Source organism: Bacillus sp. ISL-55 (genome assembly GCF_018613155.1).
Lineage (GTDB): Bacteria > Bacillota > Bacilli > Bacillales > Cytobacillaceae > Mesobacillus.
In genome coordinates this window covers 114,048-140,476 of the sequence record NZ_JAGGQU010000038.1, presented here as the reverse complement: position 1 = coordinate 140,476, position 26,429 = coordinate 114,048, and the positions used below count along the sequence as shown (strand labels likewise).

General features: G+C 44.3%; 32 protein-coding genes. 17 read left to right on the top strand and 15 right to left on the bottom strand.

From position 1 onward, the window contains the following. Positions 1-180: 180 nt before the first annotated feature. The 4 genes from J7E32_RS18260 (at position 181) to J7E32_RS18245 (ending at position 2,291) form a co-directional block, all read left to right on the top strand. Positions 181-663, top strand: a complete 483-nt coding sequence (locus J7E32_RS18260) for an NUDIX domain-containing protein (RefSeq protein WP_214910332.1) — start codon at positions 181-183, stop codon at positions 661-663. Between the two features lie 155 nt (positions 664-818). Continuing rightward, positions 819-944 carry a YuiA family protein gene (locus J7E32_RS18255; RefSeq protein ID WP_214910330.1) on the top strand — a complete coding sequence of 42 codons (126 nt, stop codon included), beginning with the start codon at positions 819-821 and terminating at the stop codon, positions 942-944. Between the two features lie 131 nt (positions 945-1,075). Then, positions 1,076-1,396 (top strand): YuiB family protein, encoded by a 321-nt coding sequence (locus J7E32_RS18250; RefSeq protein WP_286183442.1) that lies wholly within the window; start codon positions 1,076-1,078, stop codon positions 1,394-1,396. Positions 1,397-1,580: 184 nt separating this feature from the next. Continuing rightward, positions 1,581-2,291, top strand: coding sequence for a 3D domain-containing protein (locus J7E32_RS18245; RefSeq protein ID WP_214910328.1), 711 nt, complete (start codon positions 1,581-1,583; stop codon positions 2,289-2,291). A gap of 47 nt (positions 2,292-2,338) precedes the next feature. On the opposite strand, the gene J7E32_RS18240 is transcribed toward J7E32_RS18245, so the two are convergent. Together J7E32_RS18240 and J7E32_RS18235 are read right to left on the bottom strand one after the other, a co-directional pair. Further along, positions 2,339-3,106: a cobalamin-binding protein gene (locus J7E32_RS18240; RefSeq protein ID WP_214910326.1), complete on the bottom strand. Its 768-nt coding sequence runs from the start codon at positions 3,104-3,106 to the stop codon at positions 2,339-2,341. A gap of 15 nt (positions 3,107-3,121) precedes the next feature. Then, positions 3,122-3,595 (bottom strand): divergent PAP2 family protein, encoded by a 474-nt coding sequence (locus J7E32_RS18235; RefSeq protein WP_214910324.1) that lies wholly within the window; start codon positions 3,593-3,595, stop codon positions 3,122-3,124. A 124-nt stretch (positions 3,596-3,719) separates the two neighbouring features. Between J7E32_RS18235 and J7E32_RS18230 the strand changes: the two genes are divergently transcribed. From J7E32_RS18230 to J7E32_RS18210, 5 genes are all read left to right on the top strand, one after another. Then, a complete protein-coding gene (locus J7E32_RS18230) occupies positions 3,720-4,097 on the top strand; it encodes a DUF309 domain-containing protein (RefSeq protein ID WP_214910322.1) in 378 nt (125 codons plus the stop codon). Positions 4,098-4,198: 101 nt separating this feature from the next. Beyond that, positions 4,199-5,707, top strand: a complete 1,509-nt coding sequence (locus J7E32_RS18225) for a leucyl aminopeptidase (RefSeq protein ID WP_214910321.1) — start codon at positions 4,199-4,201, stop codon at positions 5,705-5,707. Positions 5,708-6,739: 1,032 nt separating this feature from the next. Beyond that, the gene (locus J7E32_RS18220) at positions 6,740-8,053 is read left to right on the top strand and encodes a Na+/H+ antiporter family protein (RefSeq protein WP_214910319.1); all 1,314 of its coding nucleotides are present in this window, start codon (positions 6,740-6,742) and stop codon (positions 8,051-8,053) included. Positions 8,054-8,149: 96 nt separating this feature from the next. Then, the gene (locus tag J7E32_RS18215) at positions 8,150-8,746 is read left to right on the top strand and encodes a sulfite oxidase-like oxidoreductase (protein ID WP_214910317.1); all 597 of its coding nucleotides are present in this window, start codon (positions 8,150-8,152) and stop codon (positions 8,744-8,746) included. Between the two features lie 94 nt (positions 8,747-8,840). Continuing rightward, complete coding sequence (locus tag J7E32_RS18210) at positions 8,841-9,029, top strand: hypothetical protein (protein ID WP_214910436.1); 189 nt, start codon at positions 8,841-8,843, stop codon at positions 9,027-9,029. Positions 9,030-9,077: 48 nt separating this feature from the next. On the opposite strand, the gene J7E32_RS18205 is transcribed toward J7E32_RS18210, so the two are convergent. Next, the gene (locus tag J7E32_RS18205; protein ID WP_214910315.1) at positions 9,078-9,437 is read right to left on the bottom strand and encodes a YuzC family spore coat inner layer protein; all 360 of its coding nucleotides are present in this window, start codon (positions 9,435-9,437) and stop codon (positions 9,078-9,080) included. A gap of 203 nt (positions 9,438-9,640) precedes the next feature. Between J7E32_RS18205 and J7E32_RS18200 the strand changes: the two genes are divergently transcribed. Then, positions 9,641-10,273: a DedA family protein gene (locus J7E32_RS18200; RefSeq protein WP_214910313.1), complete on the top strand. Its 633-nt coding sequence runs from the start codon at positions 9,641-9,643 to the stop codon at positions 10,271-10,273. Positions 10,274-10,328: 55 nt separating this feature from the next. Here the strand turns inward: J7E32_RS18200 and J7E32_RS18195 are convergent, their stop codons facing one another. Then, on the bottom strand, positions 10,329-10,511 hold the full coding sequence (locus tag J7E32_RS18195) for a hypothetical protein (protein ID WP_041966157.1): 183 nt from the start codon (positions 10,509-10,511) through the stop codon (positions 10,329-10,331). 102 nt (positions 10,512-10,613) lie between these two features. On the opposite strand from J7E32_RS18195, the gene J7E32_RS18190 reads away from it, so the two are divergent. After that, positions 10,614-11,000 (top strand): hotdog fold thioesterase, encoded by a 387-nt coding sequence (locus tag J7E32_RS18190; RefSeq protein ID WP_214910311.1) that lies wholly within the window; start codon positions 10,614-10,616, stop codon positions 10,998-11,000. Between the two features lie 579 nt (positions 11,001-11,579). On the opposite strand, the gene J7E32_RS18185 is transcribed toward J7E32_RS18190, so the two are convergent. From J7E32_RS18185 to J7E32_RS18150, 8 genes are all read right to left on the bottom strand, one after another. Further along, positions 11,580-12,731, bottom strand: coding sequence for an FAD-dependent monooxygenase (locus J7E32_RS18185; protein ID WP_214910309.1), 1,152 nt, complete (start codon positions 12,729-12,731; stop codon positions 11,580-11,582). Between the two features lie 155 nt (positions 12,732-12,886). Next, positions 12,887-13,261, bottom strand: a complete 375-nt coding sequence (gene mnhG / locus J7E32_RS18180; protein WP_214910301.1) for a monovalent cation/H(+) antiporter subunit G — start codon at positions 13,259-13,261, stop codon at positions 12,887-12,889. Next, positions 13,239-13,481, bottom strand: a complete 243-nt coding sequence (locus J7E32_RS18175) for a Na(+)/H(+) antiporter subunit F1 (protein ID WP_475428213.1) — start codon at positions 13,479-13,481, stop codon at positions 13,239-13,241. Before J7E32_RS18175 ends, mnhG begins: the two co-directional genes overlap by 23 nt. A gap of 47 nt (positions 13,482-13,528) precedes the next feature. Beyond that, positions 13,529-14,005: a Na+/H+ antiporter subunit E gene (locus J7E32_RS18170; RefSeq protein WP_214910290.1), complete on the bottom strand. Its 477-nt coding sequence runs from the start codon at positions 14,003-14,005 to the stop codon at positions 13,529-13,531. 6 nt (positions 14,006-14,011) lie between these two features. After that, positions 14,012-15,493: a Na+/H+ antiporter subunit D gene (locus J7E32_RS18165; protein ID WP_214910288.1), complete on the bottom strand. Its 1,482-nt coding sequence runs from the start codon at positions 15,491-15,493 to the stop codon at positions 14,012-14,014. Then, positions 15,486-15,827, bottom strand: a complete 342-nt coding sequence (locus J7E32_RS18160; protein ID WP_102264175.1) for a Na(+)/H(+) antiporter subunit C — start codon at positions 15,825-15,827, stop codon at positions 15,486-15,488. Before J7E32_RS18160 ends, J7E32_RS18165 begins: the two co-directional genes overlap by 8 nt. Next, positions 15,827-16,249, bottom strand: a complete 423-nt coding sequence (locus tag J7E32_RS18155; RefSeq protein WP_023626644.1) for a Na(+)/H(+) antiporter subunit B — start codon at positions 16,247-16,249, stop codon at positions 15,827-15,829. Before J7E32_RS18155 ends, J7E32_RS18160 begins: the two co-directional genes overlap by 1 nt. Beyond that, positions 16,236-18,653 carry a Na+/H+ antiporter subunit A gene (locus J7E32_RS18150; protein ID WP_214910280.1) on the bottom strand — a complete coding sequence of 806 codons (2,418 nt, stop codon included), beginning with the start codon at positions 18,651-18,653 and terminating at the stop codon, positions 16,236-16,238. The genes J7E32_RS18155 and J7E32_RS18150 overlap by 14 nt, the downstream gene beginning before the upstream one ends. 330 nt (positions 18,654-18,983) lie before the next feature. On the opposite strand from J7E32_RS18150, the gene J7E32_RS18145 reads away from it, so the two are divergent. Together J7E32_RS18145 and J7E32_RS18140 are read left to right on the top strand one after the other, a co-directional pair. Continuing rightward, positions 18,984-19,187 (top strand): hypothetical protein, encoded by a 204-nt coding sequence (locus J7E32_RS18145; protein WP_214910271.1) that lies wholly within the window; start codon positions 18,984-18,986, stop codon positions 19,185-19,187. Between the two features lie 236 nt (positions 19,188-19,423). Next, the gene (locus tag J7E32_RS18140) at positions 19,424-19,981 is read left to right on the top strand and encodes a YufK family protein (RefSeq protein WP_214910269.1); all 558 of its coding nucleotides are present in this window, start codon (positions 19,424-19,426) and stop codon (positions 19,979-19,981) included. A 217-nt stretch (positions 19,982-20,198) separates the two neighbouring features. On the opposite strand, the gene J7E32_RS18135 is transcribed toward J7E32_RS18140, so the two are convergent. Beyond that, complete coding sequence (locus J7E32_RS18135; protein WP_286183430.1) at positions 20,199-22,037, bottom strand: transglycosylase domain-containing protein; 1,839 nt, start codon at positions 22,035-22,037, stop codon at positions 20,199-20,201. A 211-nt stretch (positions 22,038-22,248) separates the two neighbouring features. Here J7E32_RS18135 and kapD point away from each other — a divergent pair, with 211 nt between their 5' ends. Beyond that, complete coding sequence (gene kapD, locus J7E32_RS18130; protein WP_214910260.1) at positions 22,249-22,872, top strand: 3'-5' exonuclease KapD; 624 nt, start codon at positions 22,249-22,251, stop codon at positions 22,870-22,872. 55 nt (positions 22,873-22,927) lie between these two features. Here kapD and kapB read toward each other — a convergent pair whose 3' ends face one another. Beyond that, positions 22,928-23,311 (bottom strand): kinase-associated lipoprotein KapB, encoded by a 384-nt coding sequence (gene kapB, locus J7E32_RS18125; protein WP_214910252.1) that lies wholly within the window; start codon positions 23,309-23,311, stop codon positions 22,928-22,930. Positions 23,312-23,418: 107 nt separating this feature from the next. On the opposite strand from kapB, the gene J7E32_RS18120 reads away from it, so the two are divergent. The 3 genes from J7E32_RS18120 to J7E32_RS18110 all read left to right on the top strand — a co-directional run bounded on the left by J7E32_RS18120 (position 23,419) and on the right by J7E32_RS18110 (position 25,182). Continuing rightward, a complete protein-coding gene (locus J7E32_RS18120; RefSeq protein ID WP_214910244.1) occupies positions 23,419-24,165 on the top strand; it encodes a peptidylprolyl isomerase in 747 nt (248 codons plus the stop codon). A 73-nt stretch (positions 24,166-24,238) separates the two neighbouring features. Further along, the gene (locus J7E32_RS18115) at positions 24,239-24,451 is read left to right on the top strand and encodes a hypothetical protein (RefSeq protein WP_214910236.1); all 213 of its coding nucleotides are present in this window, start codon (positions 24,239-24,241) and stop codon (positions 24,449-24,451) included. Between the two features lie 281 nt (positions 24,452-24,732). Then, entirely contained in the window at positions 24,733-25,182 is a 450-nt protein-coding gene (locus tag J7E32_RS18110; RefSeq protein ID WP_214910234.1) for a hypothetical protein, read from the top strand. Positions 25,183-25,230: 48 nt separating this feature from the next. Here J7E32_RS18110 and J7E32_RS18105 read toward each other — a convergent pair whose 3' ends face one another. Beyond that, positions 25,231-26,400, bottom strand: coding sequence for a MalY/PatB family protein (locus J7E32_RS18105; protein ID WP_286183427.1), 1,170 nt, complete (start codon positions 26,398-26,400; stop codon positions 25,231-25,233). Between the last annotated feature and the right edge of the window lie 29 nt (positions 26,401-26,429).

The following is a 26,429-nucleotide window of genomic DNA, read 5'->3' as shown; positions in this document are numbered from 1 at the left end:
CCTGCTGGGGTCTGTTTTTAATTTCGGGAAATCACTAAGAGAATTATTTAGCTTAAGCGCTTGCCGGGTCTGAACAAGGTGCTTGAGCTTTTCTTACAACCAGGAGGACGGCTGCAATGACGATTTCAAATCCTATAGGTTACAATAGTAGTACAAACTAGCTATTGGATGGGGAAATGAATGGGGAAACGTGAAAATGTCTGGCTTGGTGTCGCGGGTGTGGTTATTTCAGAGGATGGGCGCTGGCTGGTCGTCAAAAAGCGCTATGGAGGTCTGAAAGGAAGCTGGTCGCTGCCGGCAGGCTTCGTGGATGAAGGGGAAACGGCAGATCAGGCGGTGCTCCGGGAAGTGAAAGAAGAGACAGGTGTGGTCTGTACAATTAGGGGGCTGCTGGGTTTGCGAACTGGTGTGATCCGGGAGTCCATCAGTGATAATATGCTCGTATTTCTATTGGCGCCATTAGCAGATCAGAGGGTGACGGTTGAGGAAAGTGAGCTCTATGATGCGAAATTCATCTCACCTGAAGAATTAAAAGCAGATCCTGATACCTCAATGCTGCTGCACTTCCTTTTGGATAAACCAATTGGTCAAGTTGTGACTGGAGCGGAGGGATTGGATCCAGGCAAGCAGTTTCATTATAGTGCATATAGATTATTTTTATAATTTTCTGAAATTTTGAGAAAGTGACAGATAATGAAAGAAAATATATGATGTATCCGTTTTCAATAGGGTTTTTTGGTCAAATTTGAACCTTTTCAAAAACAATGAATGTCTGATATATTATCAGAAAATTCAAATATAAAAGGAGAGGTTCACAAATGACAATGCATACACATAATTCAAAAGAATGCCCATACTGCTCTGGTAAAGGCTATTTCCAACTGTTGCTTGGCGGTTCAGAAACGTGCACATGCTGCAGCGGATCCGGCAAATCAAATAAATAAGACAATGCTTCTTTGACCTTCGCACAATGCGGGGTTTTTCTTTTGCCCAAAAAGCAAAGTCACACCATTTCATTGACTAGAAAACGGACAAACAGTAAACTAGAAATGATGTTTAATGGGGGGATATAGACATGATGACGGTTGTCACACTGATCATTTCGATGTTATTGTTTTTTGTCCTGTTTTTCGGGATTGGGTTTTTACTGAATATGCTGTTGAGGATGTCATGGATCATGGCTATTGTGTATCCATTGATTGCAATTTTCATTATTGATAAGTATCCGTTTATTGACTATTTCAGGAATAGCGGTGAAGCCTTCAATGATCTTGGACAGCGGCTATCACAATTGGCAATGGCAGACATTCTGATTTTAAGCAGCGGTCTGGCAGGCGCTATTTTAGCGGGTATAGTCATCAGGCTTTTGCGAAAAAAAGGATATCAAATGTTCTAATACAAGAAACCTTCAATATTTGGAGGTTTTTTTTGTGCATAAAATCGAGTGTTTGTTGGATACTATAAGTAACATTTTACTTTTAATGGAAGTGTAAATAGGTATTTTGGCACTTTTTTGCTCCTTTTGGAATATTTCTTGTTACGTAGGGAAATTAATAGTTTTGGGAGGAGTGAAAAATTATATGAATATTTTAAAAATGTGGGCCAGACGCTCAGTGATGGCAGTTTTATTTTTTGCTGCTATAACTTCTACGTTTCATTCTATTTCGGGAGTTGAAGCTTCTACTGTATCTACATACGTATTTGATAGCGCAGGAACTCAACAAGAAGAAAGTTCAAGCATAGACCATAAAAAGAAATCGATAGGACTTGCTTTTAAGTTTTTGAAAAAAGTATCCGACTTTACTACAAAGATTTCTTCAAGTGAAAAGGTTGCAGGGAAGCAGCCTACCCTTGAGGAATCACTAAATTGGTCACAATACCCGACGAAGAAAATCATAGCTACAGGGTATACAGCCGGTATTGAATCGACGGGCAAAAATCCTGGGCATCCGGGGTATGGAATCACTTATTCTGGTGTAAAAGTTAAACGTGACTTATATTCAACTGTCGCGGCTGATTTAAATGTATTCCCGATTGGGACAATCCTTTTCATCCCGGGGTATGGTTTTGGTGTAGTCGCTGATAAAGGTGGCGCAATCAAAGGGAATAAGGTCGACCTTTACTATGATACGGTCAAGGATGTATACGAACAATGGGGCAAAAAGACATTGGATGTATATGTAATCGAAATGGGCAATGGCAAGCTGACAGAAGAAGACTTAAAAGCCCTTAATGAGAATGAATCGATGCAAGTTTTCCGCCAGCAATATACAGACGGCAAAAAATCATAAAAGTAAGTTTAGGCACCTTCCTTGAATGGAAAGTGCCTTTTTTGAGGTTAGTCATGGATCAGGTGATAAAGTTTTTCCAGGCCATCAAGGAGCCGGGGGGACGGACGGCAGTACAGTTCCTCCTCGAGAATCAGAATCCGGTCGTTTTTGACAGCATCAAGTTCTTCCCAGCCAGGCCTGTTTATAATCAATTGCTTCTTCACTTTTTCCTTCCTGACACCGACCCAGGCGACGCATATATAATCCGGATTTCGTGATTTCACATCATCCCAGTCCGTTTGCACGCTTGCGAGCTCGACGTCTTTAAAAACATTCTCACCACCCGCAGCTTCGGATACCTCTGTCAGCCAGTTAATGCTGCCTGGGGTGAAAACTGGCTTGGGCCACCATTCCCAGTAAAGCTTTGGGCGCCAATTGGCACGGGCACCTTTTTGCTTGATGTTCTCAAGCCTGCTCCTGAACAGGTTCGCTGCTTCCTTACCGCGTTCAGGCATGTTCAGGGTATTGGCCGTTATCATCAAATCATTCTCAATATCCACCAATGATTGCGGATTCAAGACGATATGTGGGATGTTGCGTGCTGCCAAACCCTCAATATTCTTCTCCATCCCCGGAACGCTTAAAGACGCAAGGACAAGATCCGGCTTCAATCCCTCGACCAGGTCCAGGTCAATCGATAGATCGGGACCAAGCTTTGGCAGTGATTTTACCGATTCTGGCCAGTCTGAAAAATCATCGACTCCAACAAGGAGATCAGTCACTCCTAAGTATTCCAAGATTTCAGTATTGCTGGGACATAAAGAAATGACTCTCATGTGTTTCACCTGCTTTTAAAGTAAATAGTGCAGCAGCAGGGTCAGTAAGACACCTGTCAATCCGCCAAAAAATACTTCAATCGGTTTGTGGCCGAGCAATTCTTTCAATTCTTTTTGTTTGTCTTTTTCAGGCTTATCCTGCCAGCCTTTTGCCTCCTGGGCGAATCGGCCGAAATCAGCAACAAGCTGATTCAAAACGATGGCCTGCTCGCCTGCCTGCCTGCGGACACCTGATGCATCAAACATCGTGATAATCGCAAAAACAGCGGCGACCGCAAAAACAGCTGAATCCAAACCAGTTTCGAGCGCCACACCGGTAGCCAATGCTGTGACTGCAGCAGAGTGGGAACTTGGCATACCTCCTGTGCTTGTCAACAGCGACCAATCGATTTTCCTCGTCGCAATATATTGAATCGGGACCTTGACGAATTGCGCGAAAAAGATCGCAGCAAGCGAAGCCCATAATGGGAAATTCGTTAATAATTCCATGGCTGTTCCCCCTATGTATAAAAAAGTACCTTTATAATTAATACCCAAGTTTAATTATAACATTACATATGATTTGTAAGGTTTGATAAAATAGCTCTAATACTTCAGGAATGAGGTGAGGGATTTGACTGACTACCCTGATGAATATTACGAGTTCTTTATAAAATTCAACGAAGGGGATTATTATACCTGCCATGACTTGCTTGAAGATATGTGGATGACCGATAAAGGGAATCTGTTTTTAAAAGGCCTACTGCAAATGAGTGTTGCCATTTACCATTACAGCTACGGAAATGTGAAGGGAGCCAGGCTGATGATGCAGGCGGCACATGACTATTTGCAATCATACCGCCCTATCCACTGGGGTCTTGATTTAGAGAAAATTTACCCCTTCATCGAAGAGTGCCTGACGAAATTCCCTCCGAATCTGGACCGTGTGCCATTTGAAGAAGTTACGATGCTGCCTGAACTGCCAGTTTTATATTTGTACCTGGAGGATTGAAGCGTTCTAGGCAAGAAAGAAAGTGCCTGCAAGATTAGGAAGTCGAAATATTATAAGAGTTTCGATATAATGAACATATAAAATTTGTAGGGGTGAATGCTTTGTTTAAAGTGAATGATCAATTTAATTTTTCAAACAGCCATGAGTGCCTTGTGATTGGCTTGTTCAACAAACCGTCTGGCCTTGAAGGTTTCTTGGGAGAAGCCGATGAACTTTTTGACGGACAGCTAACGGAACTTGTTAAAAGCGGGGACATCTCAACTAAGAAAAAAGCAGTTTCCAAAATACATACTTTCAATAAAATTGGCGCAAAAAAGGTTTATTTTGTCGGCCTTGGCCATGAAAAGGAATATAACTTCGAAACACTAAGGGACGCATTAGGGCGCCTGTTCAAGACAGCCAAAAAAGAGAAATGGACGGAAGCAGCTGTACTTTTAGATACTTTTACAAGTGAGAAGGTTGAGCTTAATGATGCAGCGCATGCATTAGGTGAAGCCTTGCCGATGTCTACCTATGAGTTCGAAGGCTACAAGCAAAAGTCAAACGAGCCTGAAAAGAGAATCGAAAGCCTGACAGTTTACAGCGCGGACGAAGAGGGCGAAGTGGAAGCGGCAGTTGAAGTTGGCTATGTTTTCGGCAAGGGAACGAATTCGGCTCGTACACTCGTGAATACGCCGGGCAACCTTTTGACTGCTACGGACATGGCTGAATATGCGATGAAGCTGGCGGAGAAATATGAATTCGAAGCAGAAATTTTAGAAAAAGAAGAAATGGAAAAGCTCGGTATGGGCGCGCTTCTTGCGGTCAACCAGGGATCTTCACAGCCGCCTAAAATGATCGTCCTGAAGTATCAGGGCAAGGAAGAGTGGAAGGATGTAATCGGCCTGGTCGGCAAGGGCATCACGTTTGACACAGGCGGTTATTCAATCAAAACAAAGGCTGGCATCGTCGGCATGAAGTCCGATATGGGCGGGGCGGCAGCGGTGCTTGGTGCTATGGAAATCATCGGTGAACTGAAGCCAGAGCAAAACGTCGTAGCGGTTATACCTTCAACAGACAACATGATCTCGGGCACAGCCTTCAAACCAGACGATGTCATCACGTCTATGAGCGGCAAAACGATCGAAGTATTGAACACAGATGCAGAGGGACGCCTCGTGCTTGCTGACGCAATGACTTACGCGAAGCATCATGGTGCGAACTATCTAGTGGACATCGCAACCCTGACAGGCGGCGTCATTACTGCGTTAGGTCTGCATACATCCGGAGCATTGACGAACAACGAAGAGTTCTTTGAACAAGTGCTGGAGGCTTCATATGAATCTGGAGAGCCAATCTGGCGCCTGCCATTGTTCGAGCGCGACATAGAACGTGTCCGCGGCAGCAAAATCGCAGACCTGAATAATTCCCCAGGCGCAGAAGGCCATGCAATCATGGGCGGAGCATTTGTCGGCGAATTTGCAGAAGGCACTCCGTGGGTCCACCTAGACATCGCCGGCACAGCGACAACAAGCAAAGAATACGACCTTGGCCCATCAGGCGCAACCGGCGTCATGGCCCGCACACTGGCATTGCTAGTTGAAAGATTTGAAACAGGAAATAAAGAATAGATTGAGTTTGATAACCCCAAAGCCGCCTAGGCTTTGGGGTTTATTGTTTTCGGGGAATGCATTCAAAAAAAATGGACTCGTTTGGATAATTCCGCTCGGATCAAGGGGGATTGTCCGAAGGTGCCTTGGGTTGGGTTCTGCCAAATCACACTCGGTACAACAGGAATTTGTCCGAAGAGGCATTAGGTTCGGACAAATCAAGCTCGGTGCAACAGAAATTTGTCCGAAGATGCCCTGAGTTCCGCCAAATCAAGCTCGGTGCAACAGAAATTTGTCCGAAGATGCCCTGGGTTCGGACAAAACACGCTCGGTATGACAGGAATTTGTCCAAAGGTGCCCTGAGTTCGGACAAAACACGCTCGGTGCAACAGGAATTTGTCCGAAGGTACCTCGTGTTCGGACAATTGCCGGTTGGTTCAAGGTAAATTTGTCCGAAGATGCCCTAGGTTCGGACAAAACACGCTCGGTGCAACAGGAATTTGTCCGAAGGTACCTCGTGTTCGGACAATTCCCGGTCAGTACAAGGGAGATTTGTCCGAAGGTGCCCTGGGTTCGGACAATTCCCGGTCAGTACAAGGTAAATTTGTCCGAAGATGCACTAGGTTCGGACAATTCCGGTCAGTTCAAGTGAAATTTGTCCGAAGGTGCTCTGGGTTCGGACAACTCACACTCAGTACAACAGGAATTTGTCCGAAGATACCTCGTGTTCGGACAATTGCCGGTTGGTTCAAGGGAGATTTGTCCGAAGGTATCTCGTGTTCGGACAATTCATGGCCAGTTCAAAGAAGTTTTGTCCGAATCCGCAGTGTCTTTTCACTGGCCGCCAGCAGTACTCCCCTGAAAACAAAGGGGTCATTTCCCTTCTTCCTACATATAACCCAACCACAATCCAAAAACTATCAGCAAACCCATTGACAGAAAAAACAATTCTATGATATTTTAATACTTGTCATTTTAATTCTCTACCAATTTACCATACTAAAGTAAAATAAGAGAAACAAAAATATTAAACCACTGAGAGGAGTACTCATCATGAATGCAGTTGTTATAGCTGTCCTGGCGATGCTGATCCTGAGCTTGCTTCGCGTCAATGTTGTGTTGGCATTGATTGCTGGAGCGCTGATTGGCGGGCTGACAGGCGGCTTGAGTATAGAGAAGACGATTGAAGTTTTTTCAGGAGGGCTTGGCGGCAGTGCCGAGGTTGCGCTAAGTTACGCGCTGCTTGGAGGATTTGCTGTTGCTATTTCCAAGACTGGGTTGCCCAATCTGATGGTTGACTGGATGATCGGAATGATTGGCAAAAACGGAGAATCGAAAGCTAAGACGTACTCCAAAGCGATTATTGTCATCCTGATTTTAATGATGGCGATATTTTCACAAAACTTGATTCCGATCCACATCGCGTTTATACCGATTTTGATTCCGCCATTGTTGATTGTCTTCAACGAGCTGAAAATAGATCGTCGCTTAATTGCTTCCGTATTGACATTTGGTCTTACCGCGCCTTATATTTTGCTTCCTGTTGGATTCGGCGGGATTTTCCACGACATCCTGGCTACGAACATGGCTGACAGCGGAATGGAAATCGATATGGGGGATATCCCTACAGCGATGCTTCTGCCTGTAGCAGGACTTGTTGTTGGTTTGTTGATCGCGATTTTCGTATCTTACCGAAAGCCTAGAACCTACGAGGATTATCAAGTGGTTCAAGTTGAGAAAAGTGATTACTCGAAAAAGGGCATCATTTTCTCAATCATTGCCATTGTTGCAGCACTTGCTGCCCAGCTTTATTTCGGTTCAATGATCATCGGTGCCCTGGCAGGAATTCTGGTCGTATACGTGAGCGGAGCGATCAAGTGGCGTGAAGCTGATAATCTTTTAACAGAAGGCATGAAGATGATGGCATTCATCGGATTCGTCATGCTGGCTGCTTTCGGTTTCGCAGACGTGCTTAAAGAAACTGGAGACGTTGAATCGCTTGTAGCACAGGCAGCAGATGCAATTGGCAATAATAAAGCCCTTGGCGCGTTGGCAATGCTTGTTGTAGGACTTTTGGTTACGATGGGAATCGGTTCTTCATTCTCGACGATTCCGATCATCGCGACAATTTTTGTACCGCTGAGCCTTCAGCTTGGCTTTAGCCCGATGGCGACGATTGCGATTGTGGGGACGGCTGCTGCGCTAGGTGATGCAGGTTCACCTGCATCTGACAGCACACTTGGGCCGACTGCCGGTTTGAATGCTGATACGCAGCACAACCACATCTGGGACACGGTAGTTCCGACATTTGTTCACTATAATATTCCGTTAATCATTTTCGGCTGGATCGCCGCGATGGTTTTATAATTCCAGAAAAACTATAGCCGTCTTGCACTTTGGGCAGGGCGGCTTTGTTTATTTTAAAATAGAATTTCGGTAGGATAATAAAAAGGGGTGATTCATATGTATTTCGGAAAAGCGCGTAAAAAGGGCCCATCGGACAGAGTCCCGCCGAACCAAAATGTCACGACCTCTTTTCCTGTCCTGCATTATGGCAATGTGCCATATTATAAGAATCTCGATGATTGGACCTTGAAAATTTTTGGTCAAGTAGAAAAGGAAGTTGTCTTACGATATAAGGAGTTAATGGCTTTGCCGCAAACGACCTCTGGCAATGACATACATTGTGTGACAGGGTGGTCAAAGCTGGACAATGTCTGGAAAGGGATATCCACTCAGGAGATAGCCAGGCTGACCGGACCGACAGAAGGCGCTAAATATGTCATTATCCATGCTGAGGAAAATTGGAAGACAAACCTGCCGATTGAGGATTTTCTTAAGAAGACAAGTCTGCTAGCTCATTCCCATAATGGGGAGGAGCTTACCCCGGAACATGGCTATCCATTGAGAGCTGTCATTCCTCACCTATACTTCTGGAAGAGCGCGAAGTGGGTCAGAGGGATTGAATTCGCATCTGAAAATCGGCCTGGTTTCTGGGAAGAGAATGGCTACCATATGTATGGAGATCCATGGAAGGAACAACGGATGACCTGGGACTAGGCTTTTTTTCTAGTCTAGTGGACAAACGCCCATTCAACACTCTCCCTGTTTGCATATGTAGTAATATAGGCAAATATATGAGGGAGGTAGCTTGATGTATAGAAGACCATTCTATGGTGGCAGACGCCGATTTGGTTTTGGCTTTGGAGGTCCGTTTGTTGGAGGAGTACTCGGAGGCCTTTTAGGCAGCGCACTATTATATCCACGTCCATATGGCTATGGTTACGGAGGTTTCCCGCCTTACGGCTATGGATACGGATATGGCTATCCGTTTTATTACTAAATTTAGAAATCAATCACATTGCCGCTGTTCAGTGAACAGCGGCTTTTCTTACACCCATCTCAGCTGTGTGATGATATGGCAGCATTCTTTTTCCCCTGCATAATCCACGAAATTCATGGTGATTCCATCTGGGTTATACGTGATTTTTGGCTTTTTCTTAATGCCTGTTGATTGGATCATTCTTTCAACTTTCTTTTGGTCGGATTGTTGGGCGGCAGTCATTAATTCGCTGGAAAAAGAATCCGAGGAAGTTATTTTGGACATCACAAGGTTAGCGTCTTCCATCAGGGAAATTGCTTTTTCAGCTGAAGTTCTAAATAGAGTTGCGTTCACTTCTGGATACGGACGATCTGGGTGAGTTTCGATCCAATCCCCCAGCCTATTATTATGAAAAAATAAACAATGCATAAGTAGCTACCCCTTCCTAACGGGTAAGTTTTAGACCTTTTTCAATGTATGAACATAAACCATTAAGTATGAAGGTGGGATAAGCTGAAAGCTCATCCAAAGGAAAAAAAGAGGTGAAATAAGGTATAAGGGAGAATTGTTATACATATTAACTTCTATTGTGAAATAGAATCGGACCAAGATGGGATGAAAGGGGGAAACTCATGGATCTGGAGCTGGTCATTAATATAATTGAAGATAATGGCTATTTGGGTTTATTTTTATGGTTATGGTTCGGGGTTTTCGTCATTCCTGTACCGAATGAGGTTATTCTGATGACTGTAGGTCTCGCTTCGTCCAAAGGAGCTTTAAACCCTATTCTTGCCTTTTTGGTTACATACATGGGCATCTCTGCGGCTTTTAGCTCCAGCTACCTGCTGGGGAGGGTAATAGGGACAAGGCTGCTTCGGATGTTAGAGAAAAAGAAGCGTTTTGCGAACTCAATTGAATCTGCCATGAAACTGATGGAGAAATACCATGCATTTTCATTGTCATTGAGCTGTTTTGCTCCTGGAGTCCGATACTTGGTGCCATTGCTATACGGTTTCAGCAGACTCCCGTTTAAAACCTTTGCTCTTTTTGCTTATAGTGGTGCGTTCGTATGGGTCTCGATCGTTTTTGTGCTAGGCTATCTATTTGGAGATAAGATGGACATAGTCATGAAGTACAATAAAGAATTTTGGCTGGTTTTACTCGCATTCGTGATGATCAGCATCATAGTCGTGTACCGCCGGAGAAAAATAAGGGCTGCGGCTGTTTCTGAAGAAGTAATTCTTCAGGAAGGGCAGCAAAAATAGCCCTTCCTTTTAGAAACACTCTATTACTGCGAAATGCTAGGGTTAGACTGTCTGGCTAAAATTCATTCCGGTGTTCGACCAAATCGATGGCCCCAAGGACAATATGGGCCAATCCGAAACCGAATAATGTGTTTGAAACCATTTTATCAATTTTGCGATTTTGTTTCATAGCGTAACCAGCTGCTGTAACAGCAGTTCCTAACACCGCAGGAATCATGCCTTCGCGAATTCGGTTCATATGGATCACCTCATTTGATTGATGCGTCCTTTTGATAAGGACAATAATAGTTTTCCTTGATTTCACGATAATTTGTTTGCCAAATATAAGGAGGTAATAAGATTGGAACTTAACAACACATTGCTTGGCTCACTGGGAATAGAAATAGCAGAACTGGAAAAAGGAAAGGTTGTGGCTACAATGCCTGTCGATGACCGTACAAGACAGCCATTTGGCTTGCTGCATGGAGGGGCATCTGTAGCCCTGGCAGAAACGGTCGCCAGCGTTGGAGCATTCGAACTGGTCGACAAGGAAAACGAAGTGGTGGTCGGCCTTGAAATCAACGCCAACCATATACGGGCAAAAAAGGACGGGCTGGTCACCGCAGTCGGCACTGTCCTCCACCAGGGAAGAACAACCATGGTTTGGGATATAAAAATCACCGATGAAGAAGATAAACTTGTATGTGTCTCAAGATGTACGATAGCCGTCATCAAACGCAGAAAATGAACCAGCCTTTGAGCTGGTTTTTTCTTTTGGATGGGCTTGGACGGTGAAGACGCCTTGTGATTGTGACAAGTTTGGAGTGAGAAGGCGAAAAGCTGTCAAGAAAGAGACGTTATTGTGACAGGTTTGGGGTGAGAAGGCGAAAAGCTGTCAAGAAAGAGGCGTTATTTTGACAGGTTTGGGGTGAGAAGGCGAAAAGCTGTCAAGAAAGAGGCGTTATTTTGACAGCTTTCGGGTGAGAAGGCGAAAAGCTGTCAAGAAAGACGCGTTATTTTGACAGGTTTGAGGTGGGAAAGTGAAAAGCTGTCCGAAGTAGCCTCAAGTTCAGACAGCTTTCACAGGAAACAAGGAAAAGCTGTCCGAAATCAGCACAAGTTCAGACAGCTTTCACAGGAAACAAGGAAAAGCTGTCCGAAATCAGCTCAAGTTCAGACAGCTTTCACAGGAAACAAGGAAAAGCTGTCCGAAATCAGCTCAAGTTCAGACAGCTTTCACAGGAAACAAGGAAAAGCTGTCCGAAGTCAGCACAAGTTCAGACAGCTTTCACAGAAAATCAAGAAAAGGTGTTAAAAGTCATCCCCGTCACAACGCATCCATATCTTCTTCAATCTCTACTACCTTCCTCAGTTTCTCATTATGGTATGAAGAGGGTGTCATCTGAAGAAGTTTGTTGCGGATTGAGCAAAGCACAGGGAAATCAATCCGTGCTGCCAACCCGTATATTTTCATTTCATCTTTCACTACCTTCATACGTTCCTGTCTGTGTGTTTCATACTTGGAAAATACCTTATCAATTGTTTCTTCGCTGCTGATCCATTTAGCCAGGTAAACGGCATCTTCAGCAGCCTGTGATGCTCCCTGGCCTATATTGGGCATGGAGGCGTGTGCTGAATCACCGAGTAGCAGGATATTCCCGGATTGGAGCGGTGTTAAAGGTCTCAACTCATAAAGGTTGTCGTAAATGATATGGTGTGGTGAGGTGTTTTCAAGTAAGTCCTGGATTGGTTCATGGTAATAGAAAAAGTTGAACAGTAAATCGATAGAGGACCACTCGCTCAAGTCGCTGTTTACTGTAGGAGATTTCTTCATGGCATACCAAAATACCTGATTATCTGTTAACGGTGCAATCCCGAATCGCCCCCTTGGTCCCCAGGTTTCGGTGTATGAAGGGACTTTAATAGGCGGGTCTTCGATCAGGCCTCTCCAGCAGGAGAACCCTAAATATGTCAGTCTGCTATTAGGAAACAACTTTGTGCGAATTGGTGAAGCGGCACCGTCGCAGCTTATAAGATAATCTGATTCTATTCTGGTACCGTCTTTGAAAAATAATGATATTGTATTGTCGTGTTTGAAATCGATCATATGCTTATCTAAATGGAGAGAACCAGGGAGGAGCGCATCTGTCAAAATTCTTTGAAGTTTAGAACGGTGGATGAACAGGTAATTCGGGATGTGAGATGGCGAATGGTAGTCGAATTCAGCAATGATTTTTCCAGAATCGGATTTAAGCAGACAGCCATCAGAATCCAATCCATTTGCGCGCAATTGTGGTCCTAACCCCATAATGTAAAATGCTCTTATGGCATTACCACTTAAGATGATTCCAGTATCTTGTTCATGTATACTTTTTTCTTTTTCATAGACATTCGCAGGAATTCCTTTTTTCTGCAGGGCAATTGCTGTGCATAATCCGCTGATTCCGCCGCCGATGATTGAGATTCTTGCATCGTCCATATCCATGACCTCCATTCCGCAAAACAGGAATCACGATTCTGTTTACCTTAACTATACTCGACAGCTCCCGGGGTTGGTATGGATAAAAATTGAATTTTTCATGGACAAAAAAAGCCATCAGGTTAATTATAACCTGACGGCTGTTCATCACATTTTTATTTCAGATGTCCTTCAGCTTTCATCTTTTTCCGTGTTTTTGCGAGGTCATCCTGGACAGTACGGTCCGAAAGCTTAACACCGCTGTTATAGGCTGCTCTCGCAATCAAATGTGCTGCAACCGGAGAAGTGAGGAAGATGAACAGAACTCCCAGCAATAAACGGGAATTGAAATGATGTTCAATCAACCAAAAATATAGGAAGGTGCCAAGCAAGACAAGCATGACCCCCATTGTTGCACTTTTCGATGCTGCATGGTTCCTTGTATAAACATCTGGAAGCCTGATCAGTCCAAAGGCAGTTACAAGGCTAAGAAATGCTCCGAGCAAAATGAACAATCCTGCAAAAAATTTAACGATTTCCATTTCTGTCATATTCCATAATTACTCCCTTCTCAAGGAATTTTGAAAAGGCAACTGTTCCGATGAATGTCAGGATACCGATCAATAAGATGATATCAAGAAAAGCACTAGTTTCCAGAACAATTGATACTAAAGCAATCACAGAAACAAGGCTGATGCCGATAGCGTCAAGGGCAACTACCCGATCTGCTACGGTAGGCCCCTTGATTACCCTGTAAATCAGGCCGATCATCGCAAGTGATATGAAGGTAACTGATATCCATAAAACCGCTTCAAACATTATCGGCTCACCTCCATAATCGCTTTTTCGAACGTATTTTTGATACTCTGGATTGCTTCATCCGCATCAGTGATGTCCATCGCATGCACATAAAGTATCTTGTTGTCCGGTGAAACGTCAACGACAAGGGTACCGGGAGTCAAAGTAATCAGGTTTGCGAGCATCGTAATCTCCCAGTCTTCTGTCAATTCTGTAGGGAATGCGAAGATGCCCGGCTTGATATTAAGCTTTGGCCTTAGTACTGCCTTTAAAACTGCTATATTCGACAGAATCAGTTCCAGAGAAAAAATATAAATCAAGTTCAGCACGGCCACTACCCTCAGCAAATAGAAGCGGGAAGTGAAGAAACGCCTGAAAATATAAATGATGAGCAGGCCGAAGAAATACCCGACAAAAAAAGAGGCCGGGGAGTAGGATGTCTTAAGGAACATCCAGACAAAGGCCAGTATAAAATTCAGCAAGATTTGAAAAGCCATAGCTCATCACTCCTTCAAAACAGCATTGATGTAGATTTCCGGATTGGCAAGCGTTTCGGCGGCTGTTGAAATAACCGGATAAATAGCCTCAGTTCCGAAGCCGTATAGCACAGCGAATACAGTCAGAATCGCAGGTGCAATGAGCAGCCATTTTACAGGTGCTCTTTCCTCATTCTTATAGGCCCGTGGCGTTCCCCAGAAGCCTTTGATGAAAATCCTCATGACTGAAAACAGGACAAGCAAGCTCGACATCAGTACAACAAAAGCACCAATATAGTTTTCAGTTTCAAATCCAGAGCGCACAACCATCAATTTGCCTGCGAAACCGCTGAGCGGCGGAATGCCGGCAAGTGCGGCTGTAGCAATGAAGAACGTCCACCCGAGTGCAGGATATCCGTTGATCAGACCGCTGATTTTCTTAAGGTCGCTCGTTCCGGTAATCATGATGATAATCCCAATCAACAGGAACAGCGTCGCCTTGATGTTCATGTCATGGATCAGGTAAAAGATCGATCCAGTGAGAGATTCAGGTGTCAGGACAGATACCCCGAATAAAATGACACCGACTGCAACGATGATGTTATAGATAATGATTTTTTTGATATCGGAATAAGCCAGTGCCCCGATAACCCCTGCTATGATCGTCATGATAGCGAGGATTTGCAGCAATTGATGCGTATAGCCGACATCATGGTAAAAGAACAATGTGTATGTCCTGGTGATTGAGTATACGCCAACCTTGGTCAGCAGTGCTCCAAACAGTGCCATTACTGGTGCTGGCGGTGCGTAATACGATCCTGGCAGCCAGAAATAAAGCGGGAAAATTGCGCCTTTCAATCCGAATACAATCAAGAACAATACAGCAATCACCGTAATGATCCCGGCACTCCCGATTTCGCTGAGTCTCACTGAGATATGCGCCATATTCAGCGTCCCCACCACTGAATACAAATAGGCGACAGCGATAACGAATAAGGCGGATGAAATAACGTTCACGAGTATGTATTTAATCGATTCACGGAGCTGGATTTTCGTCCCGCCCAACACAATCAATACATATGATGACATCAGCATCACTTCAAAAAATACAAACAAGTTGAAAATATCGCCCGTCGTAAAGGCTCCGTTAACCCCGACAATCAAGAAGTTGACGACTGGGTAATAAAAGAATCTTTCGCGAGCTTCTCCTATGGATTTGAAGGAGTAAAACAACGCGGCAAAAGCGATGATACTTGTCGTCAATACAAGAAGGGCGGAAAGCATATCCGATACAAGCGTGATGCCGTATGGTGCTTCCCAGTTACTGAGATCCATCGTCTGGATGCCATTCCGATAAACCTGGTTTGCCAGCATGAAGGAAGCAATAATCGTGAGCAGTGCGCTTATCGCCGAAATCCATCGCTGGGCCATGATGTTTTTAGTGAAAAAAATAAGTACAACCCCTGTAATCAGAGGAATCAAGATGGGTAATATGATTAGATTATTCATGTCCTTCCTTTCCTCTCAAGCGATCCATATTATCGGTTCCAAGCTCCTGGTAGGCGCGGTAGGCCACAACCAGGAAGAATGCCGTAACACCAAAGCTGATGACAATCGCTGTCAGGATCAGTGCCTGTGGCAGCGGATCGGCATAGGATGGAGCATGTTCTCCCAGGAGCGGGGCCGCACCTCTTTTTAAGCCTCCCATTGTCAGCAGGAGAAGGTGGGCACCGTGACTTAACAGCCCTGTCCCAATAATGATCCTGAGCAAGCTTTTTGAAAGCATGAGATAAGTGGCTGTCATAAATAAAATTCCAATTAGAAAAGCCATTAAGATTTCCATTATTCGCTCTCTCCAATCGTTTGAATAATGGTCATTGTCACACCAATGACGACAAGGAAGACCCCTGTATCAAACAATACCGCTGTATGCAAAGATGTCTTGCCAAGGAGCGGCAAATAAGCATAAGTATAGGCATGGGTCAAGAACGGCATATTGAAAAATAAAGCACCGGCTCCTGTTCCAATCGCAATGAGCAGCCCGACAGCGACAACTTTAATATAATCAAACGGCAAAATCATTTTAACTGTCTTAATATCGAATGCTAGTAAAAGCAATACAATCGCTCCAGAGGTCATCAATCCGCCGATGAATCCACCGCCCGGATAGTAGTGGCCTGCAAAAAACAGATGAATCGAAAACAGGATGATGACGAACAGGACGAACTTTGTAACTGTCTGGAGGATAACATCATTTGTTTTCATCCAATTCTGTCCCCCTTGTCAGCCGAAGCTTGATCATCGCAAAAATACCAAGGGCAGCAATGCCAAGAACGGCAATTTCAAACATTGTATCAAAGCCGCGGAAATCAACGAGGATAACGTTGACCATATTTTCGCCGCCAGCTTTTTTATAAGTATTTTCAACATAATACTCCGATATGGAGCCGAACGTTTTGTTGCTATGGGCAGATAAGGCGATCATTGTCACTATTGCCCCTACTCCAATAGAAATCAGCGCGTTTGTAGCCTTGAAGCGGATTCTCTCCTCATTTCTCCTAATCTGCGGCAAGTGGTAAAACGCAAGCAGGCACAGGGCAACAGATACGGTTTCAATAACCAGCTGTGTCAGCGCCAGGTCAGGTGCCCTGAAAAGGACGAAAAACAATGCTACTGTATAGCCAACAGCGCCAAGCAGGATGATGGAAGTCAGCCTTGATTTGGCAAACAAGATAGTAATCGCAGATACGGCCATGATCAACACGAGCACAACTTCAAAAAAGCGGATAGGTGCAACATCGCTCAAATCAAGTTTGAATGCATTCTTGAAAAAGAGTGTCGAAGCAAGAGCCAAAATAAAGAATGAAAAGATATAAACGAGATAACTCCGGATGAAACCGGTCATGTAAGACTTTGTAATATTTTTAGACGTTAGCTCTAGGAGTTCCAGTCCGCGGTCATAGAAACGGTTGAATGACATGCGTGAAGGAAGCTTGTTATAAATCCCTGCCCATTTAGGCATGAACTTGTAGAGCAGTAATCCCGATGTAATAACACCGATTGTCATGAACAATTCAGCGGTTGGCCCGTGCCAATGAGAGATATGGACATCGAATCCTTCACCGTTTTCGAGCAGTGATGGAAGGATCGCCCCCATGGCAGGTGAAATGATGTTATGTGACAGTACATTCGGGAATATACCGAAAATGATGACAAGTGATGCAAGGATAACTGGTGAAATCAGCATTCCTATTGGTGCCTCATGTGGTTTCTTTTCCAATTTCTCAGGCTGGTACTTGCCCATAAATGTCTTGAATACATACATCATGCTGTACAGGAATGTGAAAACACTGGCTGTCCAGGCAATGATCGGGAACAGGATGCCCCATGTATCCATATTGAAAATATCCATTTCCGCTACACGAAGCATGCCAGTAAAGAACATTTCCTTACTCAGGAATCCGTTGAACGGGGGAATTCCTGCCATTGAGAATGTTCCGATGGTCGCTAGCGTAAACGTGATTGGCATGAAGTTCATCAAACCGCCAAGCTTGCGAATATCCCTTGTCCCCGTTTCATGGTCAATGATCCCCGTCACCATGAACAAACTTCCTTTGAATGTGGCATGGTTGATTAAGTGGAAGACTGCGGCAGTGACGGCGACAATATAATATCCGTTTTCAATCGTGCCGTAATGAAGTGCTGCAGCACCTGCCCCAAGAAGTGACATGATCATCCCAAGCTGGCTGACAGTCGAGAAAGCGAGGATTGCTTTCAAATCGGTTTGTTTTACAGCGGAGAATGAACCCCAGAATAGCGTGAGTACTCCAACTCCGGCCACGAGCCAGACCCAAGTGCCTGAATGTGCAAACACTGGTGTCATACGGGCAACAAGATAGATACCGGCTTTGACCATCGTCGCCGAGTGCAGGTACGCACTGACCGGCGTAGGTGCTTCCATCGCGTCAGGAAGCCAGATGTGGAATGGGAACTGGGCAGATTTTGTAAAAGCCCCCAGCAAGAACAGAATCAGTGTCGCCGTGAATAAAGGATGGTTGACGACTTCATTGGACATTTGGATTGTTTCAGTAATGCTGAAGGTCCCTGTGATGATATAGAGCATCAGGATCCCTCCGAGCATGGATAATCCCCCGAAAACCGTGATCAGCATTGACTTTTGGGCACCATATCGGGAACGCTCGCGATGGTTCCAATACCCGATCAGCAAGAAGGAAGAAAAGCTGGTCAACTCCCAGAATGTATAAAGAACAATCAGGTTGTCGGATAAAACGACTCCGAGCATCGCACCCATGAACAACAGCAGGTAGACATAGAAAGTATTCAGTTTTTCCTTGTCCGGATTTAAATAATAAATCGAATACAGCACAACCAATGCGCCGATTCCGGTGATCAGCAGGGCGAACAGCAGCCCAAGGCCGTCAACTTTTAACGTGAAATCAATTCCTAGCGAGGAAATCCATGGTACGGTCTCCATAACCGTACCGCCATGGCCTGTTGTGCTGATGAACTGCAGAAAATACGCAAACAGCACGGCCGGAAGCGGCAACAGGAACCAGCCTGTATGGATACTCTTGAAATACTTATGTAGGAATGGAATTAAGATCGCGAGTATAAGCGGTGACAAAACTGCAAGATGAAGTAAAGACAAGTGATAATACCTCCTTATTTAATTCCAAATACATGGCTTAACATTATATTTTTTGCCAATTTAATCAAGTTCATGCCCCAAACTCACTGATGTGAAAATTATATCGCAAAAAAGTTGCAGATGCATGTCATCGACCTTGATGAATCAAGGTTTTGTCAATTCAGCTCCAGCGCCTAGCCCCTCGAGTTGCTTTAGTCCGCTCAAAGAACGACCTTATTGGGCAGACTTCCTCGCTTGCCGGGGCTGAACGGGGCGCTTACGCTTTTTATACATCCATGAATAAAAATGTCTTTCTTTTTGCATACTAACAGGGAATAGGGGGGATAAGCCATGGCCCGAAAGCTGACAGTATGCATTGGGATATTCCTTAGTTTATTTTCGGGGTTCATGTTTCTTGATAACAGGGATGACAAAGGGTTGTCAAAGCAAGGACCTGGACTGCTGAAAGTCCAGCAATCAGAGTTGGACGAGGTTGAAACTGCCACATATGTACCATTCGGTTCAAGAGAATATGTCCGGATTGTGCCACAATAACGCCAACCTCTTCATACGGACGAGGTGCTAAAAAGGTTTCAAAAAAATTAAAGTTCCTGCAAAGGAGCTTTTTTTCTTTGCTATTCCAGCTTCAGTCCCTTGCCGCTCGAGTAGGGTCCGCCCACCACCACTACTTCCCGGATCTGACAAGGCGCTTGCATTTTTTATTGTTGCCGGCCTTTATGATTTCTTTCATAATACTTAGTATGAAATGAAAGAATTGAGTGAAGTGTCATATGAAAAACCCTTACTTAACAAGCTACTTTCCGCTGCTTTCCATTATTTTGTTCAGTTTAGCCTTATCTCTGCGCACGGAAATGGAGTTGATCTCCATCCTGAAAAATGCTGGGATTTACGATGGAATGCTTGAGTTTTTTACTGATACCGGGATTAAATTATCACTGCTGGCTTTACTGATGGTGGTGTATTTTATGGTGTTTGCAGCTATGAAGCTGATTGCAGATACCATAAATGAGGTCAGCCTCTTGTTTTTCTCGAAGGATCATGAAGGGGAAAGCCTGTATCTGATTCGCCATGGCGCAACGATTTATTTTGTGGGAAGCATAGTATCCTTGCTCAGCTTCTACAGTTTTATCGGAATAATGGCTATTTTCGCTGTTGCAACAATGGTCTATTTCATTTATTTTGTCTATAAAATCAGCCCCAAGCTCACAATGGCTGGTTTGATCGGAATCGTGTTCTTCCAGGTCATTCTCTGGAGTACACTTGTCCTTGGCATCATTTATCTTGCGGTAAAAGTATATAACAGCATACTCGCCAGCTTGCCGATTTAAGTGTGAATGATGACGGACAGAAATGGGAGAGAAGAAGGAAAAAGTGTCCGTCATAATGGTGATGACGGACAAAATAGAACGAGAAGAAGGAAAAAGTGTCCATCATAATGGTGATGACGGAGAAAATAGTACGAGAAGAAATAAAAAGTGTCCGTCACAGTGGTGATGACGGTAAAAATAATGATTTAACCAGAGCCGGGCGGAATTTCTGCCCGGTCTATTTTTTGGCGATATCACGCCAAATCAAAAGATGTGGCGACTGATGATTGATCTTTTCCATGCTCTCTGGCTGGTCTTTGCCGACCCATACGCCTGCAGTCAGCGGCCCGTTGAAGCCGATGAACCAAAAATCTTTAAAATTATTTGTTGTTCCGGTCTTCCCGCCAGCTTCAGGGCCGGCACCCGCCACTTTTCTTGCAGTTCCTGAAGTTACGGTCTTCTGCATGAGGCTTCGGACTTTTTCGGCTGTGCTAGGATTCCAAACCTGGACAGATTCCTCATTCCATTTATAAAGTACTTCTCCGTTAAAACCTGTTACCTTTGAGATTGCTCTTGGCTTCAGGAAAAGCCCTTTATTGCTGAAGACCGTATAAGCTGATGTCATTTCTAGCGGGCTCATTCCAGTTGTGAACCCGCCGACTGCTGCTGCCAGCACATGGTCTTGTTCTGTGACTTTTCCAAAATCAAATGCTTTAAGGTCTCCGAACGCTTCATCTACGCCAACCTGCTGGAAGATTCTCACTGCAGGTGTGTTGTAGGAGTTAGTGAACGCCTTTTCAAGTGAAACCATTCCATAAGTGGAACCTCCGTAGTTCTTGGGACAATATCCTTTGATGCAAAGGGGGCCTGCGTTAATTTGAGATTCCGTGTTTGCATCAAACCTTTCAAAGTATGGGGCGTAGACAAGCAATGGCTTGATTGATGAGCCAGGCTGGCGAAAAGCCTGGTAGGCGCGATTGAAGTCTCCGCTCTGATAACCCTTTCCTCCTGAAATAGCGACTATCTGGCCAGTTTCATGGTTGATCACTGTAGATGCTCCCTGGATCTTTGCGTCTGGAAGATGATCTCTGACAGCCTGGACTGCCCGTTTTTGCATTTCAATATCAAGATTTGTATGGATGGTCACCCCTGAACGAAGCAACTCCTCAATTCTAGCTGTTAAGTCATCCGTATTATCGATATTTTCCTGTTCAGAAATCATTTCTCGCAGTTCATGCAATGCATAGGAAGAATAATCTGGGTATGAATTCTTCCTGGGATCGACTTTCAGGATAATTGGTTCCGTTTTAAACTTTTCAGCAGCTTCAGCTTTGATTTTTCCATGGTGAACCATCTGGTCAATCAGCCGTTCCTGTCGTTTCTTTGTTCGTTCAAAATGTTTAATCGGGTCATAGTAGGACGGATTATTAGGAATGGCAGCGAGGAAAGCTTGTTCTGCCTCAGACAACCTTGCAGGCGTTTTTTTAAAATAGAGGTCCGCCGCGGCCTTGATCCCATAAGCATTATTGTGGAAATAAATCGCATTCATATATTGCTCTAGAATTTCTGCCTTTGAAAAAGACTTCTCAAGCTGGTAGGCATATAAAACTTCACTCAGCTTGCGGTTATAAGATTTGTGATGGTTCAAATACTGGTTCCTGGCAAGCTGCTGGGTAATGGTGCTCGCGCCTTGTTCAATGTCGTCTGAGTGAATATTGATTGCCAGAGCGCGGCCGATTGCCGGCAGGTCAAAGCCGGGATGCTTTTCAAAATTACGATCCTCAGAAACAATGAAAACCTCTTTTATAAAATCAGGGATTTCATGCCCCGCAACATAGCTCCTGTTCATAGGTCGCTGAATTTCGGTGATGACCTCGCCGTTACTGGCAAGGATGAAACTGGTTTGAGAAAGTTTCGTCTCTGAAAGATCGATCTTTTCATCAAGAGTATCACTGAAGCTTACAGCATTGCCCGCTTCGGTATAAGTTAAAATGACAACTGCGATAAACGCTGGAATCAAAAGTAAAATCAAAAGATAGCCTGTTATAATCCTCACGGTAATTCCTTTCTGCGTCAAAATGATTTTTTATTACTCAACATATTATCGGAACGAACAAGCTATTTTTCACTTCTTTTTCCGAAACCCCTTCCATTCAAAAAAATGCTGTGTCAAAATTGCAGAAAATTTAAAAATTTACCAAGAAACGTGATATAATAGAAAAAATAATCGACCGAAAAGCATATACTGGTTACATACAACTACTGGCTTTTCAGAAAGTTGGGGAAGCATGAGCGAAAAAGAAAGGACAACATTATTTATTGATTTTGAATTTACGATGCCTGATCGAAACAGCAGGAGAAGGGGCTTTTACCCGGAAATCATTGAAGCTGGCGCAGTTCTCGTCGAAGGCGGCAAGGTGGTTGAACAATTTTCTTCCTATGTACGGCCGCTGGCTTTTCCCATTTTGACAGAACGCTGCCGTTCATTCCTGAACATCTCTCAAGAGCAGGTGAATTCAGGCATCACATTCAGGGCTTTGGTAGATAAGCTTAAATCAATGGGTGGAAGCAAGAATTGCCAGATTGTTACCTGGGGCAATATGGATATGAAGGTATTGCAGCAAAATTGCCAGCAGGCTTCTGCAGCTTTTCCGCTGCCAGGAAAGCAAATCGATCTATCAATGGAGTATAAGCGTTTCTTCGGCGACCAGAATCAGACGGGTCTATGGAAGGCCGTTCAGGAATATGGGAGGGAAGGAACAGGAAAACATCATCGCGCGCTGGATGATGCTTTGACGACATACCATATTTACAAGCTCGTTGAGAAAGACAAACAATATCTTCAAAAGCCAGAACCTGCAACAATCGGGGACATGGTCGATTTTTCCAAACTGCTTAATAAATTCGCATAGAAAAGCCAGATTGAAAAATACAATCTGGCTTTTGGCGTTGTTAGGCTTCTTTTCTCTAATTTTTAAAATAATCCTTCTCAAGAGACTCCAAATTTCTTAGGCTTTGCTGAGCCCACGCGGAATCGTCATCTTGCAGTTCGGCACGAAGCTTATTTATGGCTTCCTTTAATGACTCGGTGTATTCAGGAATGTCACCTTCGAATGGCTTGACCATTTTTTCCGGGATATTTGCCTGTTCGCGGTAGGAAAGTGCTTTTCTTTCATGGAAAAAGCCAACTGCCGCATCCTTTGGATTATGGAGGTCGCCCTGCATTGGGTGTTTTGCGACAGCCAATACTCGGACAAGATAGTGCTGTGGCCTGCGTTCCGTGATTTCGCCTATGTATTTGCCGGTCTTATAAATGGCGGTTACCTGATCGCCAATGTTCAATTCAGCCATGTTGAAGCTCCTTTCGTGTTCGTGTTAATTTCTTATATTATAGCAAAAAAGACAGATGCAAAACATTTTGTAATACTATAAAGTGTCTTATAGGAGGGATACATACAATGACTAAAAAAATACTAATGATTTTATTTGCAATGATGGTTTTACTTGCAGGCTGCGGTACGGCTGATGAAAAGCAGGAAGCGGACAAGCAGAATGAAGAAAAGAAGAGTGAAGAAAAGCAGGATGATGGCGGACAAGCTGGCCAGGCCGATGAAGATCTTGATTACCCTCAAGCGACTGCCGAAGTCCAGGATAATGAAAGGCTTGTAGAAATGGTCACTTCCATGGGTTCGGTTAAAATCAAACTTTTCCCAGAGCAGGCTCCAAAGGCAGTAGAGAATTTTATCAAACACAGCGAAGAAGGCTACTATGAAGGTGTCACGTTCCACCGTGTTATAGACGGGTTCATGATTCAGGGCGGTGATCCTGATGGAACTGGAATGGGCGGGGAAAGCATTTACGGCGAACCGTTTGAAGATGAATTTTCACGGGAACTTTTCAACATTCGCGGTGCATTGTCGATGGCCAACTCAGGTCCGAACACGAATGGAAGCCAGTTCTTCATCGTCCAGAACAAAGAGCTTGATGCTAGTTTGCCAGAAAAGATGAAGCAGGCAGGCTACCCAGAAGAAGTGCTGAAGATGTATGAAAGTGGCGGGACACCGCATCTTGATGGCGGACATACCGTCTTCGGCCAGGTTGTCGAGGGGATGGATGTCGTAGACAAGATTGCTGCTACGCCAACAGGAGCACAGGACAAGCCTGAGAAAGATGTTGTCATCGAAAAAATCAATGTATTGAAGTAGAACATAGCATCATGTTGGAGAGATCCCTAAAGCTTGATATAATATTTTGAGAGCTTAAGAAAGGAAGATGAGAATGAGTAAGTGGTTTATCATCTCATTGTTTTTATATTTTCCAGAAGACAAGACAGAATATATCCCGGCTGCGATTACTTCCCTCGTTTTCCTGATTGGGGCGGTCCTGACGATGAGATACATCATCAAAGTTTCCAAAAGGGAAGCGCAGAAAGCAAAGGAACATGAGCAGGCAATCATGGAACAAATGAATGATACAAAGGAGAACAGCTGATTTTATTGGCTGTTCTTTTTTTATAGAGCTGCTGTGAACTGGAAAAAATCGAACGAAATTTCCAATTCGCTATAAAATCCGGATTTTCGCTATAAAATCAGGAATATCGCTATAAAAACGTAATTTTCGCTATAAAAATGGAAAATGAGGAACTATCCATTCAATAATTATTGAAAATCAGGTTTGTCCTGCCGAAATTCGGGGTAAAAGTCATGTTTTCATTATTTTACAAAAGCGTTATAATACAATTTATATTCTAAAATCAAGAGTAGGGGTATAAATTGAAGAACTTACAGATAGAGAATATTGTCGAAACAATTCTTGTCCAATCTGGCAGCAGTGTCCAGGTTGAACTTGAGGATTTTTTCCCTGGAGACCGGTTTGCGGGCGGGAAATATAATTTTGGAACTCATACGATTACTTTATATATTGAAGAGATCAAGGCGCAATGCCTGCAGCTCTTTTCGTCACTAGATCAATTTGAAGATTATCTTGCGGTCGTCTTTGCACATGAAATTGGCCATGCCGAGGACGGCGAACTTGCGGAGCTAATCCAGCAGATAGAGGAAACCGGCAATGATGTATTAAAAAAGAAGGTTGCTCTCCAGATTGAGATGAATGCCTGGGATTACGCACGCATGCTGATTCCGGAAAAGCTGCATTCATTCATGGACACGATCATCGGATATTCCTTAGAGCCATATTACGAAGCTCTGGAAATGAGCGCATAAGAAATGGAGCCTGCCCGAATGGGACGGCTCCATTTTTGCTTTTAGTATCTAACTGAATGCCTTCCTCAATCTTTCCAGGCCTTCATTCAAGGTTTCGCGCGGGCAGGCGAGATTCATCCGCACAAAGCCCTCTCCGCCTTCACCGTACTTCGTTCCTGGTTCCAGTCCCAGCTTGCCTTTATTGAGCAGCGTATCCTTTATCTCCTCGTCACTCAATCCAAGTTCTCGGCAGTCGATCCACAAAAGATAAGTGGCATCTGCTTTCATCGGCTTGAGTGCAGGCAGGTGTTCTGCCATAAAGTCTGTAGCTATTTTCATATTCTCATCCAGATAAGCTAATAGCTGGTCAAGCCACTCCTCGCCGCCGCGATAGGCTGCCTCCATTCCGGCGACCGCAAAGGCATTCAATGTGAAGAAGCCTTGCTGCTCCTGGATTTTCTTGAATTTGTCCTTTAACTCTTTGTTGGGAATCAATGCGGCAGATGCCTGCAGCCCGGCAAGGTTGAATGTTTTGCTTGGCGCAACGAATGTTGTTGTGATTTCCCTGAATTCTTCCTTGATTGATGCGATTGGAATATGGACATTAGGTTTAAACACTAAATCGGAGTGGATTTCATCTGAAACGATCAGACAGTTATGCTTCACGCACAGGTCGCCGATTTTTTCCAGTTCGTCTCTCGTCCATACCCGGCCGCCCGGATTATGCGGGTTACAAAGGATGAACATCTTGGCTCCATCTCTCAGCTTATCTTCAAAGTCGGTGAAGTCGAGCTCGAATCGCCCATTTTCATATATCAGGTTGGACGTGACAAGTGTTCGCTCATTATTTTTGACCATGTTGAAAAAAGGTGTGTACACAGGAGAATGAACGAGCACCTTATCGCCTTTTTCCGTATATGCCCGAATCGCCGTGCTGATCGAAGGGACGACCCCTTCGCTAAAAACGATGGATGATTTCTTGAACTCGCAGTCATGGCGATTTTTCATCCAGTCCTGGATGGCTTCAGTCACTGACATTGGGACAAACGTATAGCCGAAAATCCCGTGTTCGATCCGGTCCTTCAGCGCATCTGTAACTGCCTGTGGAGGGTGGAAGTCCATATCCGCGACCCACATTGGCAGGACGTCGTCTTTGCCAAAAACCTTATCGATCGCATCCCACTTCACTGAATGCGAATTGTTCCGGTCCACTACTTTGTCAAAATCTATTCTTTCCATATGTACGCACCGCCCTTTTCCTGAAAAAT

What these genes read in the sequence shown, in the direction of transcription:
- J7E32_RS18260 (WP_214910332.1), top strand. Translation starts at nt 181, where the DNA reads ATGGGGAAACGTGAAAATGTCTGGCTTGGTGTCGCGGGTGTGGTTATT.
- J7E32_RS18255 (WP_214910330.1), top strand. Translation starts at nt 819, where the DNA reads ATGACAATGCATACACATAATTCAAAAGAATGCCCATACTGCTCTGGT.
- J7E32_RS18250 (WP_286183442.1), top strand. Translation starts at nt 1,076, where the DNA reads ATGATGACGGTTGTCACACTGATCATTTCGATGTTATTGTTTTTTGTC.
- J7E32_RS18245 (WP_214910328.1), top strand. Translation starts at nt 1,581, where the DNA reads ATGAATATTTTAAAAATGTGGGCCAGACGCTCAGTGATGGCAGTTTTA.
- J7E32_RS18240 (WP_214910326.1), bottom strand. Translation starts at nt 3,106, where the DNA reads ATGAGAGTCATTTCTTTATGTCCCAGCAATACTGAAATCTTGGAATAC.
- J7E32_RS18235 (WP_214910324.1), bottom strand. Translation starts at nt 3,595, where the DNA reads ATGGAATTATTAACGAATTTCCCATTATGGGCTTCGCTTGCTGCGATC.
- J7E32_RS18220 (WP_214910319.1), top strand. Translation starts at nt 6,740, where the DNA reads ATGAATGCAGTTGTTATAGCTGTCCTGGCGATGCTGATCCTGAGCTTG.
- J7E32_RS18215 (WP_214910317.1), top strand. Translation starts at nt 8,150, where the DNA reads ATGTATTTCGGAAAAGCGCGTAAAAAGGGCCCATCGGACAGAGTCCCG.
- J7E32_RS18210 (WP_214910436.1), top strand. Translation starts at nt 8,841, where the DNA reads ATGTATAGAAGACCATTCTATGGTGGCAGACGCCGATTTGGTTTTGGC.
- J7E32_RS18205 (WP_214910315.1), bottom strand. Translation starts at nt 9,437, where the DNA reads ATGCATTGTTTATTTTTTCATAATAATAGGCTGGGGGATTGGATCGAA.
- J7E32_RS18200 (WP_214910313.1), top strand. Translation starts at nt 9,641, where the DNA reads ATGGATCTGGAGCTGGTCATTAATATAATTGAAGATAATGGCTATTTG.
- J7E32_RS18195 (WP_041966157.1), bottom strand. Translation starts at nt 10,511, where the DNA reads ATGAACCGAATTCGCGAAGGCATGATTCCTGCGGTGTTAGGAACTGCT.
- J7E32_RS18185 (WP_214910309.1), bottom strand. Translation starts at nt 12,731, where the DNA reads ATGGACGATGCAAGAATCTCAATCATCGGCGGCGGAATCAGCGGATTA.
- mnhG (WP_214910301.1), bottom strand. Translation starts at nt 13,261, where the DNA reads ATGACAGAAATGGAAATCGTTAAATTTTTTGCAGGATTGTTCATTTTG.
- J7E32_RS18175 (WP_475428213.1), bottom strand. Translation starts at nt 13,481, where the DNA reads ATGATCGGCCTGATTTACAGGGTAATCAAGGGGCCTACCGTAGCAGAT.
- J7E32_RS18170 (WP_214910290.1), bottom strand. Translation starts at nt 14,005, where the DNA reads ATGGCTTTTCAAATCTTGCTGAATTTTATACTGGCCTTTGTCTGGATG.
- J7E32_RS18165 (WP_214910288.1), bottom strand. Translation starts at nt 15,493, where the DNA reads ATGAATAATCTAATCATATTACCCATCTTGATTCCTCTGATTACAGGG.
- J7E32_RS18160 (WP_102264175.1), bottom strand. Translation starts at nt 15,827, where the DNA reads ATGGAAATCTTAATGGCTTTTCTAATTGGAATTTTATTTATGACAGCC.
- J7E32_RS18155 (WP_023626644.1), bottom strand. Translation starts at nt 16,249, where the DNA reads ATGAAAACAAATGATGTTATCCTCCAGACAGTTACAAAGTTCGTCCTG.
- J7E32_RS18145 (WP_214910271.1), top strand. Translation starts at nt 18,984, where the DNA reads ATGGCCCGAAAGCTGACAGTATGCATTGGGATATTCCTTAGTTTATTT.
- J7E32_RS18140 (WP_214910269.1), top strand. Translation starts at nt 19,424, where the DNA reads ATGAAAAACCCTTACTTAACAAGCTACTTTCCGCTGCTTTCCATTATT.
- kapD (WP_214910260.1), top strand. Translation starts at nt 22,249, where the DNA reads ATGAGCGAAAAAGAAAGGACAACATTATTTATTGATTTTGAATTTACG.
- kapB (WP_214910252.1), bottom strand. Translation starts at nt 23,311, where the DNA reads ATGGCTGAATTGAACATTGGCGATCAGGTAACCGCCATTTATAAGACC.
- J7E32_RS18120 (WP_214910244.1), top strand. Translation starts at nt 23,419, where the DNA reads ATGACTAAAAAAATACTAATGATTTTATTTGCAATGATGGTTTTACTT.
- J7E32_RS18115 (WP_214910236.1), top strand. Translation starts at nt 24,239, where the DNA reads ATGAGTAAGTGGTTTATCATCTCATTGTTTTTATATTTTCCAGAAGAC.
- J7E32_RS18105 (WP_286183427.1), bottom strand. Translation starts at nt 26,400, where the DNA reads ATGGAAAGAATAGATTTTGACAAAGTAGTGGACCGGAACAATTCGCAT.